Source organism: Boseongicola sp., from assembly GCF_057460485.1.
In genome coordinates, this window is the sequence record NZ_JBVCWP010000103.1 from 1 (window position 1) to 12531 (window position 12531).

General features: G+C 58.7%; 13 protein-coding genes. 8 read left to right on the forward strand and 5 right to left on the reverse strand.

Features of this window, described 5'->3' with window-relative positions:
- Nucleotides 1–3: 3 nt before the first annotated feature.
- The 3 genes from AC221Y_RS12720 to AC221Y_RS12730 all read right to left on the reverse strand — a co-directional run bounded on the left by AC221Y_RS12720 (nucleotide 4) and on the right by AC221Y_RS12730 (nucleotide 3919).
- The gene (locus AC221Y_RS12720; RefSeq protein WP_299751499.1) at nucleotides 4–198 is read right to left on the reverse strand and encodes a hypothetical protein; all 195 of its coding nucleotides are present in this window, start codon (nucleotides 196–198) and stop codon (nucleotides 4–6) included.
- Between the two features lie 73 nt (nucleotides 199–271).
- Nucleotides 272–3391, reverse strand: a complete 3120-nt coding sequence (locus AC221Y_RS12725) for a valine--tRNA ligase (RefSeq protein ID WP_299751520.1) — start codon at nucleotides 3389–3391, stop codon at nucleotides 272–274.
- A gap of 93 nt (nucleotides 3392–3484) precedes the next feature.
- On the reverse strand, nucleotides 3485–3919 hold the full coding sequence (locus AC221Y_RS12730) for an Lrp/AsnC family transcriptional regulator (RefSeq protein WP_299751496.1): 435 nt from the start codon (nucleotides 3917–3919) through the stop codon (nucleotides 3485–3487).
- Nucleotides 3920–4047: 128 nt separating this feature from the next.
- Between AC221Y_RS12730 and AC221Y_RS12735 the strand changes: the two genes are divergently transcribed.
- Nucleotides 4048–5184 (forward strand): type III PLP-dependent enzyme, encoded by a 1137-nt coding sequence (locus tag AC221Y_RS12735; RefSeq protein ID WP_299751493.1) that lies wholly within the window; start codon nucleotides 4048–4050, stop codon nucleotides 5182–5184.
- A gap of 116 nt (nucleotides 5185–5300) precedes the next feature.
- Nucleotides 5301–6368 carry a DUF2235 domain-containing protein gene (locus AC221Y_RS12740; RefSeq protein WP_486707448.1) on the forward strand — a complete coding sequence of 356 codons (1068 nt, stop codon included), beginning with the start codon at nucleotides 5301–5303 and terminating at the stop codon, nucleotides 6366–6368.
- A gap of 9 nt (nucleotides 6369–6377) precedes the next feature.
- On the opposite strand, the gene metF is transcribed toward AC221Y_RS12740, so the two are convergent.
- Nucleotides 6378–7244 (reverse strand): methylenetetrahydrofolate reductase [NAD(P)H], encoded by an 867-nt coding sequence (gene metF, locus AC221Y_RS12745; protein WP_299751490.1) that lies wholly within the window; start codon nucleotides 7242–7244, stop codon nucleotides 6378–6380.
- 91 nt (nucleotides 7245–7335) lie between these two features.
- Here metF and AC221Y_RS12750 point away from each other — a divergent pair, with 91 nt between their 5' ends.
- The 3 genes from AC221Y_RS12750 to gndA are packed head-to-tail and all read left to right on the forward strand — an operon-like array spanning nucleotide 7336 to nucleotide 10416.
- Entirely contained in the window at nucleotides 7336–8250 is a 915-nt protein-coding gene (locus AC221Y_RS12750) for a LysR family transcriptional regulator (RefSeq protein WP_486707446.1), read from the forward strand.
- Between the two features lie 30 nt (nucleotides 8251–8280).
- Nucleotides 8281–8964, forward strand: coding sequence for a TetR/AcrR family transcriptional regulator (locus AC221Y_RS12755; RefSeq protein ID WP_299751484.1), 684 nt, complete (start codon nucleotides 8281–8283; stop codon nucleotides 8962–8964).
- A 57-nt stretch (nucleotides 8965–9021) separates the two neighbouring features.
- Nucleotides 9022–10416 (forward strand): NADP-dependent phosphogluconate dehydrogenase, encoded by a 1395-nt coding sequence (gndA, locus tag AC221Y_RS12760; RefSeq protein WP_299751481.1) that lies wholly within the window; start codon nucleotides 9022–9024, stop codon nucleotides 10414–10416.
- 21 nt (nucleotides 10417–10437) lie between these two features.
- On the opposite strand, the gene AC221Y_RS12765 is transcribed toward gndA, so the two are convergent.
- Nucleotides 10438–10803, reverse strand: coding sequence for a hypothetical protein (locus tag AC221Y_RS12765; protein WP_486707447.1), 366 nt, complete (start codon nucleotides 10801–10803; stop codon nucleotides 10438–10440).
- Nucleotides 10804–10895: 92 nt separating this feature from the next.
- Here AC221Y_RS12765 and AC221Y_RS12770 point away from each other — a divergent pair, with 92 nt between their 5' ends.
- From AC221Y_RS12770 to AC221Y_RS12780, 3 genes are all read left to right on the forward strand, one after another.
- Complete coding sequence (locus AC221Y_RS12770; RefSeq protein ID WP_299751514.1) at nucleotides 10896–11684, forward strand: inositol monophosphatase family protein; 789 nt, start codon at nucleotides 10896–10898, stop codon at nucleotides 11682–11684.
- Nucleotides 11685–11737: 53 nt separating this feature from the next.
- Nucleotides 11738–11905: a hypothetical protein gene (locus AC221Y_RS12775; RefSeq protein ID WP_299751475.1), complete on the forward strand. Its 168-nt coding sequence runs from the start codon at nucleotides 11738–11740 to the stop codon at nucleotides 11903–11905.
- Nucleotides 11906–12018: 113 nt separating this feature from the next.
- Complete coding sequence (locus tag AC221Y_RS12780) at nucleotides 12019–12462, forward strand: MaoC family dehydratase (protein ID WP_299751472.1); 444 nt, start codon at nucleotides 12019–12021, stop codon at nucleotides 12460–12462.
- The last annotated feature ends 69 nt before the right edge of the window (nucleotides 12463–12531 follow it).

Below are 12531 nucleotides of genomic sequence, written 5' to 3' on the forward strand. Positions count from 1 at the left end.
CAACTAAAGGGGGCTTTTGACGATGATGAGCCGAAGAACATTCACGGTGACGGCGGCCGCAGCAGCCGGGGCGCGGTTTGTGCCGGTGGTGGCAACCAAGCCTGCGGGGCGGCAAGTGCTAACTTTGGTTTGCGACAAATCACTCGGCGTGACGCGAGCAATCGATCGGATCGTAAGGTAGCGTATAGCTCCGCGCATTTGGGGCGCCGCCTTGGGTTGGGGAGGCTGCACCCCCCACGCGGCCTGGAATTTATTGACCCAAAGAAGCCGTTTAGCTGACCTCGGCGAGGCGATCCAGCGCTGTTTTCAGGCGCGTTTCTTCCTCTTGTCGCGCTGCGAGGTTTTCCTTCGTCTCGGCGATGACCTCGTCTGGCGCGCTTTCGAGGAATTTCGGGTTGTTGAGGCGGCCACGCATGCCTCCGAGTTCTTTTGCGAGTTTCTGCAGCGACCTTTCGAGGCGGGATTTTTCCGCCGCCACGTCGATCAGGCCCTCGAGCGGGAGTGCGAATGTTGCGCCGTCTACGGCGATGGTGGCCGCGCCTTTCGGGGCGGTGTCGGCGGGGGTCAGGCTTTCGATGCCTGCTTCGCGGTCGCGCAAGATGATGACTTCATTGCGCGCCCAGGCCGCTTTGCCCGTGTCGTCGCAGGCCAGTTGCAGGAGCGGGGCTTTGAGCGATTTCGGTACGTTCATTTCGCCACGGATGCGACGGACTTTTTCGATCACATCGCGGACCCAGCGCATTTCGGAGACGGCCGCGTCGTCGACGAGTTCGCTGCCGTATGTGGGCCAGTCGGCGTGGATCAGCATTTTGGAGCGGCTGGCAGAGAGGCCCCAGATTTCTTCGGTGATGAAAGGCATGATCGGGTGCAGAAGCGTCAGCATCTGATCGAGCGCCCAGGCCATGACTTCACGCGTCTCGTCGGCGTCGTCGGTGTCAAACAGTGGCTTGGAGAACTCCAGATACCAGTCGCAATAGGTGTAGGTGAAGGCGTAGAGCGTGTTGGCGGCGTCGTTGAAGCGGAAGGCGGCAAGGGCCTCGTCGACGGCCTCGCGTGTCTTTGCAACTTCACCAATGATCCACTTGTTGGCGGTGGCGTTCAGGGGCTCGCCCGGTTGCCAGCGAGGCGCGCCGAAGACGCCGTTCATTTCGGCGAAACGCGAGGCGTTCCAAAGCTTGGTTCCGAAGTTCCGGTAGCCTGCGATGCGTTGAGTGCTGAGTTTCAGGTCGCGGCCCATTGCGGCCATTGAGGTGACCGTAAAGCGAACGGCATCAGCACCGTATTCGTTAATGAGTTCAAGGGGATCTAGGACGTTTCCAAGAGATTTCGACATCTTCTTTCCCTTCTCGTCGCGCACAAGCGCGTGGACGTAGACGGTGTCGAAGGGCCGCTCACCCACGACGGCGTATTGCATCATCATCATCCGGGCGACCCAGAAGAAAATGATGTCAAAGCCGGTGACGAGGACGGAAGTGGGGAAGTATTTGTCGAGCGCTTCGGTTTGTTCGGGCCACCCTAGGGTGCCGATGGGCCAGAGGCCGGAGGAGAACCATGTGTCCAAGACGTCAGGGTCGCGGTAGACCGGGTAGACGAGATGCGTTGGGTCTTGGCTGATGTTGTAGTCGGCGAGACTTGCGGCAATTGCTTTTACTGCGGCGCTACGGTCTTCGACCTCGACGACACGAGCGCGGTGGAGCGGTGTCGGTAGCGTTGAAAGGACATCTCCGAAGCGTGTTGTAACGTCGTCGAAACTGGCGGCAGCGTGGTGGTGTTCGTCGCCTTTGAGCAGCGACTGGTCGGACAATAGACGTCTCAGTTCAACTTCGTCGAGTGCACCGTCGCCTTCATCGTCCTTGAAGCCTGCGCCACTGAGGTCAAAACCATACCAAACCGGAATCTGATGCCCCCACCATAGCTGGCGCGAGATGCACCAAGGCTCAATGTTTTCCAGCCAGTTGAAGTAGACCTTCTTGTGCTGCTCGGGGAGGATTTCGGTCGTGCCGTCGCGGACAGCTTCCAGCGCGGGGCCAACAATCTTGTCGGTGTCGACGAACCATTGGTCGGTGAGCATGGGCTCGATGACCACTTTGGAGCGGTCTCCGAAGGGCTGCATGATTTTCTTGGCGTCAACAAGCGGACGGCGGCTCAGGTCTTCGGAGTTGGTTTCTGGGTCGATTTCCTTGTGGAGATAGGTGACTGCAAGCCCCTCTTCGGTGATCTGTGCAATGACTTTCTCGCGCGCCTCGAACCGGTCGAGGCCACGGAGATCGTCGGGGATTAGGTTAATGGTGTCGGCTTCGGCTTCGGACAGAGTGCGCTCGCCTATGGCGACGGACATCGCGGTGGCGGACATTTCGGCGTAGGGCGCGCCGTCGTTGCGCATCGCCCCCTTCGTGTCCATCAGGCGATACATAGGAATGCTGCCTCGCTTGGCAACCTGATAGTCGTTGAAGTCGTGCGCGCCGGTGATTTTGACTGCGCCCGAGCCGAAGTCAGGGTCAGGGTATTCGTCGGTGATGATCGGGATCAGGCGGCGGTGTTCTTTCGGTCCAATCGGGATTTCACATAATTTACCGATGATTGAGGCGTAGCGTTCATCTAAAGGGTGAACCGCGACCGCGCCGTCGCCGAGCATGGTTTCGGGGCGCGTGGTGGCGATGGAGATGTAGTCGCGGACCTCGCGCAGGGTGACATTTCCATTCTCGTCTTTCTCGACGTATTCGTAGGTCGCCCCATCAGCGAGAGGGTATTTGAAGTGCCACATGTGGCCGTCGACCTCGATATTTTCGACTTCGAGATCGGAAATAGCGGTTTCAAAATGCGGGTCCCAATTGACGAGGCGCTTGCCCCGATAGATCAACCCGTCTTCAAACATCTTAACAAAGACTTTGATGACGGCATCGTGGAAATTGCCTTCTTCGCCCGCAGGAGCGCCAGGTGCACCGGACATAGTAAAGGCGTTGCGGGACCAGTCGCAGGAGGCACCGAGGCGCTTTAGCTGTTCGATGATCGTGCCACCGGATTTCTGTTTCCAATCCCAGATTTTGGCGGTGAACTCTTCACGCGTGAAGTCGGTGCGGCGTTTGCCGTCTTCGCCCAACTGGCGTTCGACAACCATCTGTGTGGCGATGCCTGCGTGGTCCTGGCCGGGCTGCCAGAGCGTGTCGTGTCCCTGCATCCGGTGCCAGCGGGTCAGAATGTCTTGCAGCGTGTTGTTGAAGGCGTGGCCCATGTGCAGAACGCCGGTGACGTTCGGGGGCGGGATCATGATCGAAAAGGTCTCGGCCCCATCGTGCGCGTTGGCCCCGGCTTTGAACGCGCCTGCGGTTTCCCAAGCCTCGTAAAGGCGGGCTTCGGCTTCTTGAGCATCGAATGTCTTGTGCATCGGCATGGGGTCCGCTTTCTTCATTGCTGGCGCGTGGCTTTTAGCGTGGCCGTCGCGTGAGGAAAAGGCGTGATCGGCGGGGGGGCGATATGAGGTGTTTCAGAATGCGCGGCGGTCGATCCTGGTCGTGAGGTGGATCAGCGATTCCGAGGTACGTACGCCGTTGACGGTGCCGATGGCGTCAAGCGCGCTGTCGAGGACTTCTGTGGTCTGTGCCGAGAGCGTTACGATGAGGTCAAAGCGGCCCGATGCCGTGTGGGCGGCGCGGACCTCGGGAAGGGCTTTGAGTTTTGACAAGACGGCGGGAAGCTTCATCGGGTCGATCTGCAAAAGCACGGTGGCACGCAGCCGCTCGGACCGCATTATGTCGCCAAGGCGCACGGTGTAGCCGGTGATGATGCCCCTTTGCTCAAGGCGCTCGAGCCGCGCCTGAACGGTGGAGCGCGCAAGGTTCATTTTTGTGGCCAAGTTTGCCACGGGCATGCGGGCATTCTCGACCAGAAGTTCGATCAAAGTGTCATCAATTTCGTCCATATGCAGTCCTGCTTCGGCGATTTGTAACATAATAGCATCTAAATCGTCGAATATACAATATCTTTCGTCAGTTTGAATCGGTAAAACTGTGTAACTTTACCACTTTTGGCATTGCAGAAGGAACGCTGATGTCTCTGGTTGCCACCCTTTACTCCGCCCCGTCCCGGCATCTTTTATCCCAGCGTCCGGACCATCCGGTGCTGTATTTTGCGCCGTCGATTTTGCAGGCGACAGCCAGGCGATTTTTGTCGGGTTTTCCCGGGCTTGTGACCTATGCGGTCAAGGCGAATGATGCCGAGGAAGTGCTTCAAAATCTGATGGCTGCCGGTGTGGAGGCGTTCGATGTGGCGTCGCCGTTTGAGATGGCGCGGGTGAAACAGCTGATGCCGAGCGCGGTGCTTCACTACAACAACCCGGTGCGGTCAGAGGCAGAGGTTGCCGCTTCCATCGGGCATGGTGTGGCGTCGTATTCGGTCGACTCGCTGGGTGAACTTGGAAAATTGGTTCGCGGCGGCGTGCCGTTGTCGGCCGAAGTGTCGGTGCGCTTGCGCCTGCCGGTGAAGGGCGCGATCTATGATTTCGGCGCGAAGTTTGGCGCGGACCCAGAGTTGGCAGTCGCGCTTTTGAAGGCGGTTGCCGAGGCTGGCTTTACCGCGTCGATGACGTTTCATCCGGGCACGCAATGCGCTGATCCTGCAGCTTGGCGGGCCTATATCGATATTTGTGCGGAAGTTGCACAGCGGGCGGGCGTTAAGCTTGTGCGTCTGAACGTGGGCGGCGGATATGCGGCGCACCGCACGGGCGGGGCTCCTGACCTTGAGGCAATCTTTGCCGCGATCGAAACTGCCACCCTGCGCGCGTTTGGCGCGGATGTGCCGACGCTGGTGTGTGAGCCGGGGCGCGCGATGGTGGCGGAATCCTTTAGTCTTGCGACCCGCGTCAAAGCAATCCGCGAAGACGGGGCGGTGTTTTTGAACGACGGAATTTACGGCGGGCTGGCGGAATTGCCGATCCTTGGCAACATTGACCGCATCGAACCGGTTGCCTCGGGGTGCATTCGTAAGGCAGCGCCGGTCGAGCATATTGTGTTCGGTCCAACCTGCGACTCGCTGGACCGGTTGCCGGGCACTGTGCCGCTTCCGGGCGATCTGGCCGAGGGTGATTGGTTGGTCTGGCACGGGCTTGGTGCTTATTCCACGGCGACGGTCACGCGCTTTAATGGTTACGGCGCCATCGAGGTCGTGACTACGGATTGTCTTGCCTAATCGGTACCGCAACAAACTTCACAGCGAATTTCATGGAAAATCCGAGGCTTGAGGCTTAGGTCATTTCCCATGGAGATGACGTTTCTTAATTGCGGCCCGACGGGGTCAGGGTTCTGATGGCTTTGGGCGAGCGCCTGAAAGGCCTATTAGGCTTTTTCCGCCGGACCGAGCGGTCCTCGCCACAGATCGTGCGCGAGGCGGCGACCCATGTGATCCTGCTTGATGGCACGATGTCGATGCTTGACGAGGGCAGCGAGACGAACGTCGGGCTGATTTACAAGCTTCTGGAAGACGAAGTTGGGGAGAGGCCGGTGAGCCTGTTTTACGAGGCGGGTGTGCAGTGGACCGATTGGTCTGCGACGTTGAATGTGATCGAGGGGCGCGGCATCAACCGGCAGATCCGGCGCGCCTATGGTTGGCTTGCGTCGCGGTATCGCCCCGGCGATACGATCTTTTTGGTGGGCTATTCGCGGGGGGCTTACGCTGCGCGGTCTTTGGCGGGCGTGATTGACCGGGTCGGGCTATTGAGGCGAGAGAATGCGACCGAGCGGATGGTGACCGAAGCCTATCGCCATTATCAGCAAAATCATGATCCCGAGATCGTGGCGGAATTTACAACAGCGTTTTGCCACGCAGAGGCCCCGATCGAGGCGGTCGCGGTCTTTGATACGGTGAAGTCGCTGGGGTTTCGTGCGCCATTTGTGTGGCGCTGGAGCGAGGTGAAGCACGCGTTTCACAACCATCGGCTTGGGCTTTCAATTAAGCATGGGTTTCACGCGTTGGCTTTGGATGAGACCCGTGAGGCATTTAAACCGGTGTTATGGGAAACACGGTCGGATTGGGACGGGACCATTCAGCAGGTCTGGTTTCGCGGCAGTCACAGCGATGTGGGCGGGCATTTGTCGGGATTTGTGGCGGCGCGACCTTTGTCGAATATCCCGCTTGTGTGGATGGTCGAGCGGTTGGAAGGCTGCGCATTGCCGTTGCCGGAAGGCTGGCGGACGTGGTTCGAGATGAACGCTGATGCTCCGTCTGTGGGGACCTGGCGCAACTGGGGCAAGATATTCCTGGCGCGCAAGAGGCGCGTCGTGGGGCGCGACCCGAGCGAACGGTTGCATCCGTCGGCGGCCGGTCGGTCGCCGCGCGCGGTTGAGTTTGCCGACGATGCGGTTCTGGATGTCTAGAGCGCGGCTTTACGCGACTTTGGCGAGGCTCGCGTCGGGAGCAAGGCCTAAGGCATGCACCACATCACGAGTGAGGCCGGGTTTATTCAGCGTATAGAAATGCAAGTGCTTCGCGCCTTCATCAAGAAGGTCCGAGCAAAGCTCGGTGCAGATTGCTGTGGCCAGAAGGTCAGTGCGCCCGTCGCGTTCTGCGGTTTCGAACATTGCGGACAATTCGTTTGGAACGCGCGCGCCGCAGCACTTTGCAAAACGTTGGGTGCCGCGCCAGTTTTCGATCGGCAGGATGCCGGGTATGATCTCGGCGGTGATACCGGCGGCCGTGCAACGGTCGCGAAAGCGCAGGAAGGCTTCGGCTTCAAAGAAGAATTGCGTGATCGCGTTTGAGGCCCCGGCGTCAATCTTGCGCTTCAGCCAGTCAATATCCGCGTTGTCATGCGCGGCTTCGGGATGGGTGTCGGGGTAGGCGCCGACTGTGATCTCGAAATTTCCAGTATCGGCAAGGGCCGTCACAAGTTCCACAGAATTAGCAAAGCCGTCCGCAAGTGCCTTGAAATTGCCCGCGCCCTTCGGGGGATCACCACGCAGTGCGACGATCCGGTTGACGCCTGCGCGGGCGTATTGGTCCGCGATGGCGAGGGTTTCAGCGCGGGTCGCGTCAACGCAAGTGAGATGCGCCGCGACGTTGAGGCCCATGTGACGCCCAAGTGTTTCGACGGCCTCGTGGGTCAGCGCGCGTGTGTTGCCGCCCGCGCCGTAGGTAACCGAGACGAAGGACGGATCGAGATGCGACAGAGTATTCACCGTTTCCCAAAGCCGGAACGAGGCTTCGAGTGATTGCGGCGGGAAAAACTCAAATGAAATCGTAGGACGAGACATGGGGGACAACTCCTTATTGGCATCTTGTCTCATAAGTCCAAATGTGAAACAAACTCATAATTCTCACAATCTTCATGAGGCCTGCTCAAGTATGCATATCGAGTTTCGCCATTTGCGCACAATACGCGCGATCCACAGCGCGGGTGGTCTGGCGCGAGCGGCCGACCTTTTGAACATCACGCAGTCGGCGCTAAGCCATCAGGTGAAGGGGCTTGAAGATCAGGCAGGACTTGAGTTGTTCGTGCGACGTTCCAAGCCGCTGAAACTGTCGTCGGCGGGGCATAGGCTGTTGAAACTGGCGGAAAAGGTTCTTCCCGAGGTTGAGGCGATGGAGGATGATTTTCGCAATCTTCGGTCCGGAAAATCGGGGCGGTTGCATATCGCGATTGAGTGCCATGCCTGTTTTGAGTGGCTGTTTCCAGTCCTGGAAGAGTTCCGCAAAGCCTGGCCGGATGTTGACGTGGATATTCGTCCGGGGCTGGCGTTTGATGCTTTGCCTGCATTGGCGCGTGAAGAGGTTGATCTAGTAGTGTCTTCGGACCCCGAGGTTTTGGCGGATGTGACGTTTACGCCCATGTTTGACTATGAACCGGTGTTCGTGGCGGCAGCGTTGCATCCACTGGCGGCCAAGCCTTACGTCGAGGCCGAGGATTTTCGCGATGAGGTGTTGATCACCTATCCGGTGGAGCGGTCGCGTTTGGATGTGTTTTCCGAGCTGTTGACCCCGGCCAAGGTCGAGCCGCGCGGCGTGCGGCAAGTGGAATTGACGGCCGTTATCTTGCTTTTGGTCGCTTCAAATCGTGGCGTAGCGGTTCTGCCCGATTGGGTAGTGCGCGAGGTGCGCTACCATTCGGATTATGTGACGCGACCCGTCACCAAAGTTGGTCTAAGCAAGCGACTTTATGCGGCAATACGCAGCGATGAGACCACGAAACCCTATATGGCGCATCTGTTGCAACTGGCGCGCAAGGTCCCGATGCAGATGCAGCGCACCGTCGAGGTCTAAGTTTCTCAAAAGGAAACCAATTGTTTCCAGATGCTTGCGTCCTTTACCGACGACAAGTTGGGGCGTACCCTAGGCCTTGGTGTTTTGTATGAGTGGGGCGGGATGGCTAAAAGCAATTCCAAAACGGCAGACCTGATTTTGGAGGCGGCGCGCGCCATTGTCCGCGATTTTGGGCCGGACAAGCTGACCTTTGAGGCGATTTCCCGCCGGGTCGGAGTGTCGAAACAGGCGGTAATTTACTGGTTTCCGAACAAGGCCCGACTTCTTGAAGCTTTGGTGCGACCGGCGCTTGAAGCGGAAGCCACGGCAGGCAAGTCAGCGATCAAGGCCAACGCGGCGCCGGATGCCGCGATCCGTGGCTTGGTCGAGGCTTTGGCGGTCTATCACATGTCTGATCTGGACCGGTTTCGGATGATGTACGTGACGCCGCAGATCGGGCAGCGTCCGGGACGGGATGGGGCGATGGTGACGACGCTTGGCCGGATGCATCCCGCAACCACTGAAATGCACGACGCGCTTGCCGATTGTCTGCTGAAAGGCGGGCGGTATGCCCGATTGGTCGAGGCGCGCCGGGCTGCGGTCGCGGTTCACACAGCCCTTTTAGGACTGTTGTTGCGGATGGCCATGGCCGACACGTTGAACGCGCCGCTGCGTCATCGCGATGATGCTTTAGTGGAAGCTCTTCTAGGTGTGATCGCCCCCAAGGCAGCGTGACACTTGCGTCTGGCGCGCTGATGCCTAGCTTGGCGGGACAGGCGATAGGGGGATTGAATGGCACGAATTGGCGTGACTGGCATGGGCACGATGGGCGCAGCACTTGCGCTTAATATCGCGGACAATGGATTTGATGTGGCGGTGCACAACCGCTCGCCGGGCAAAACGCGCGCAGTCGTGGACGATGCCGGCGCTTTGGCCGAACGGCTTGAGCCTTCAGAAAGCCTTGAGGATTTTGTGGCATCGTTAATGCCGCCGCGTGCTGTGTTAATCATGGTGAACGCTGGGGGGCCGGTCGATGCGGTGATCGAGGCGTTGGTTCCTCTTCTGGAGGCGGGCGATCTGATCATCGATGCAGGCAATGCTAATTTCAATGATACGCGTCGGCGCGCGAAGGCGATCGAAGCTGCGAGATTGCGGTTTTTAGGGGTCGGTGTTTCTGGCGGTGAAGAGGGCGCGCGGTATGGCCCCTCGATTATGGTCGGCGGAACACCTGAGGCATATGCGTCGATCCGCGACATCATCGAGGCAATAGCCGCGAAGTTTGAGGGCGACGCTTGCGCGGATTTCCTTGGATCTGACGGGGCGGGGCATTTCGTCAAAACGGTGCACAACGGTATTGAATACGCGGACATGCAATTGATCGCTGAGGCCTATGGGCTGTTGCGCGCAGACGGGCGCGACATGGCGCAGATGGCGGCCTTGTTTGGGCAGTGGAATGCAGGCGCGCTTCAGTCCTATCTAATTGAGATAACGTCGGAAATTCTGAATACGAAGGACGGTGAAACCGACAAACCCATCGTTGATGTGATCCTTGATCAAGCAGGGCAAAAGGGCACCGGGCGTTGGACTGTGATTGAGGCGTTGAAAATGGGTCAATCGGCGACGGCAATCGAAAGCGCGGTTGCTGCCCGGTCCTGGTCGGCGCTGCGCGAGACACGGGCTGCCGCTGAGTTCGCGTTTCCCTTGGGTCCGGGGGTGGCGTCCGTATCAGAGGCGGATATGGAGGCGGCATTGCTTGCCGCGCGGATCATTACTTACGGGCAGGGTATGGCACTTTTGGCGGCGGCCTCGGACGAGTTTGACTGGTCGCTTGATCTGGCGCGTATCGCTGAAATTTGGCGGGCAGGGTGTATCATCCGGTCGTCTTTGTTGGATGATATTTCTTCGGCGATCCGCGAGGAACTGCCACATGGTCAGCTTATCCTCGCGCCTGCTTTTTCAGATCGCCTGAAAGAGACGGTGCCCGCGCTGCGTCGCGTCGTGACGTCGGCGATGTCAGAGGGGCAATCGGTCCCGGCGATGGCGGCGTCTTTGTCGTTCTTTGACACGTTGCGGCGCGCCCGTGGGACGACCGATCTGATCCAAGCACAGCGCGACTTCTTCGGCCGTCACGGGTTTAAGCGTTTGGATCGCGACGGCGAAGGTTTTCACGGGCCTTGGGCTGATTAAGCCACAAAGCCCGTGAAAGCGTTAGCGGCGCATTTTCTTCATGACTGTGCCGAGCACGACCTGAACGACAAGGCCTGCAACGCCGCCCCCGACAAGCTTGCTGGTCATGCTTGCGATATCGAGACCGCGCGCTGCGGCGGCGCCCGATCCAAGAAGGCCGCCAAGAAGTTGGCCGCCGCCGACTGCGCCTGCGATGAGGTTGCCTATCTCGGTGCCCTTGACGGCTTTGCCGCCACCGATGCCGCCTGCGGCATCACCGATGAGTTGTGCAAGTAGTTGTTCCGCGTTGTGCTCCCGTGCTGTTAAAACCATCCCCGTCAGGGAAGGGTGTAAACGCGCGACGCGCCCAAGGTCACGCCATTCGCGGCCTATGTGACGCAATGGCAAATGGGTTTCATGGCAGGAGCGTTGGGGTTTTAGGGCTTGCTCACACGCGCCGCCTTCCGTAAATGGCGTCGATCATCACAAAGGTTTTCTCGATGCAAGGCAGCGCAAATCTGAACGTCATGACCCTTGCCGCCCGCAAGGCTGGCCGGTCTCTGAGCAAGGATTTCCGCGAAGTGGAGAACCTTCAGGTGTCGACCAAAGGGGCGGGGGACTTTGTCAGTCGTGCCGACATCCGCGCCGAAGAAATCATCCGAGAAGACCTGACGACCGCGCGTCCGAATTATGGCTGGGTCGGCGAAGAAAGCGAGCCTGTCGAGGGTAAAGACCCGACACGGCGGTGGATCGTTGATCCGCTGGATGGGACGACGAACTTCTTGCACGGCTTGCCGCATTGGGCTGTCTCGATTGCCCTTGAGCATAAGGGCGAGATCGTTGCGGCTGTTGTTTACGATCCGTCAAAGGACGAGCTTTTCTTTTCTGAAAAAGGCCAGGGCGCCTGGATGAACGAGACCCGTCTTCGGGTGTCTGCGCGCTCGAAAATGATCGAAAGTATCTTTGCGACGGGCATTCCATTTGGGGGGCGTCCGGACCTGCCTGCGACGCTTCAAGATCTGGCGCGCATCATGCCCTCGGTTGCGGGCGTGCGTCGGTTTGGGGCTGCTGCTTTGGATCTCGCCTATGTGGCGGCGGGCCGATACGACGGCTATTGGGAGCGGGGCTTGCACTCCTGGGATATAGCGGCTGGCGTGTTGATCGCCAAAGAAGCAGGTGCTTTGGTTGAAAGCCTTGAGGGTGATCAGGCACCGCATGAAAGTGGCTCCCTGATCGCTGGGGCTGAGCCCATTTTTGATGCTTTCTCGAAAGTCATCCGCAACACCTGAACCAAGCGGCGCCTGCCTTTTTTTTGCCGCAATCAGACATCATGGTTAACGTCATGCTGCCATTTATTAGGGACGAGGCGGGGGCCTTGCCGATCTGGACACTTGCAGTCCTGATTCTGGGGCTGACGGCGGTCGTTGTTCTGACACCTGAACCCCAATCTCAAACCACGCTTGAAGACGGGCTCGGACCAGCGGTCGAGACGACACTTTTGCGTCTTTGAGTCAAAGAATGCTGCTTTGCAGCAAGATGATCCTTGTCTCCTTCAAATCCGTTCCGTAATTAAGTTGCGTAAAGGACAATTCTTAAGATATTAAATTGCGAGAAGGATTTGGTATGTTTGACAACCAGCCCCGCGGCACAATTGTAATTGAAGATATTGAGATCGGCATGGTCTGCACCTTGACGAAAGAGGTGACGGATCGCGATATCGAGTTGTTCGCCGAAGTGTCCACTGACCGGAACCCAGTGCATTTGGACGATGCTTATGCGGCCGATACGATTTTCGCGGGCCGGATCGCGCATGGTATGCTGACGGCGGGGCTTATTTCGGCCGTCATCGGCGAGCAGCTTCCCGGTCACGGGTCCGTTTACCTTGGTCAATCGCTGAAGTTTCTGGCACCGGTCAGGCCGGGCGACATCGTCACGGCAGAAGTCGAAGTCCTTGAAATCGACTATTCAAAGCGCCGCGTGACGCTGGACACACGATGTCTTGTGGATGGCAAACCGGTCCTTAAGGGACAGGCGTCAGTGCTTGCTCCGTCTGCCAAATTCGACTGAGGGTTGCGGGTCCCGCGCGGGGACGCTACGGGACTTTTATGCGCATCCATCGCGACACAACTTATCTCG

Excerpts from the sequence above, each read along its gene's own strand:
- AC221Y_RS12755 (WP_299751484.1), top strand. The coding sequence starts at position 8,281 with ATGCTTGCGTCCTTTACCGACGACAAGTTGGGGCGTACCCTAGGCCTT.
- AC221Y_RS12750 (WP_486707446.1), top strand. The coding sequence starts at position 7,336 with ATGCATATCGAGTTTCGCCATTTGCGCACAATACGCGCGATCCACAGC.
- AC221Y_RS12740 (WP_486707448.1), top strand. The coding sequence starts at position 5,301 with ATGGCTTTGGGCGAGCGCCTGAAAGGCCTATTAGGCTTTTTCCGCCGG.
- AC221Y_RS12780 (WP_299751472.1), top strand. The coding sequence starts at position 12,019 with ATGTTTGACAACCAGCCCCGCGGCACAATTGTAATTGAAGATATTGAG.
- AC221Y_RS12720 (WP_299751499.1), bottom strand. The coding sequence starts at position 198 with ATGCGCGGAGCTATACGCTACCTTACGATCCGATCGATTGCTCGCGTC.
- metF (WP_299751490.1), bottom strand. The coding sequence starts at position 7,244 with ATGTCTCGTCCTACGATTTCATTTGAGTTTTTCCCGCCGCAATCACTC.
- AC221Y_RS12730 (WP_299751496.1), bottom strand. The coding sequence starts at position 3,919 with ATGGACGAAATTGATGACACTTTGATCGAACTTCTGGTCGAGAATGCC.
- AC221Y_RS12725 (WP_299751520.1), bottom strand. The coding sequence starts at position 3,391 with ATGCCGATGCACAAGACATTCGATGCTCAAGAAGCCGAAGCCCGCCTT.
- AC221Y_RS12775 (WP_299751475.1), top strand. The coding sequence starts at position 11,738 with ATGCTGCCATTTATTAGGGACGAGGCGGGGGCCTTGCCGATCTGGACA.
- AC221Y_RS12770 (WP_299751514.1), top strand. The coding sequence starts at position 10,896 with ATGCAAGGCAGCGCAAATCTGAACGTCATGACCCTTGCCGCCCGCAAG.
- AC221Y_RS12735 (WP_299751493.1), top strand. The coding sequence starts at position 4,048 with ATGTCTCTGGTTGCCACCCTTTACTCCGCCCCGTCCCGGCATCTTTTA.
- gndA (WP_299751481.1), top strand. The coding sequence starts at position 9,022 with ATGGCACGAATTGGCGTGACTGGCATGGGCACGATGGGCGCAGCACTT.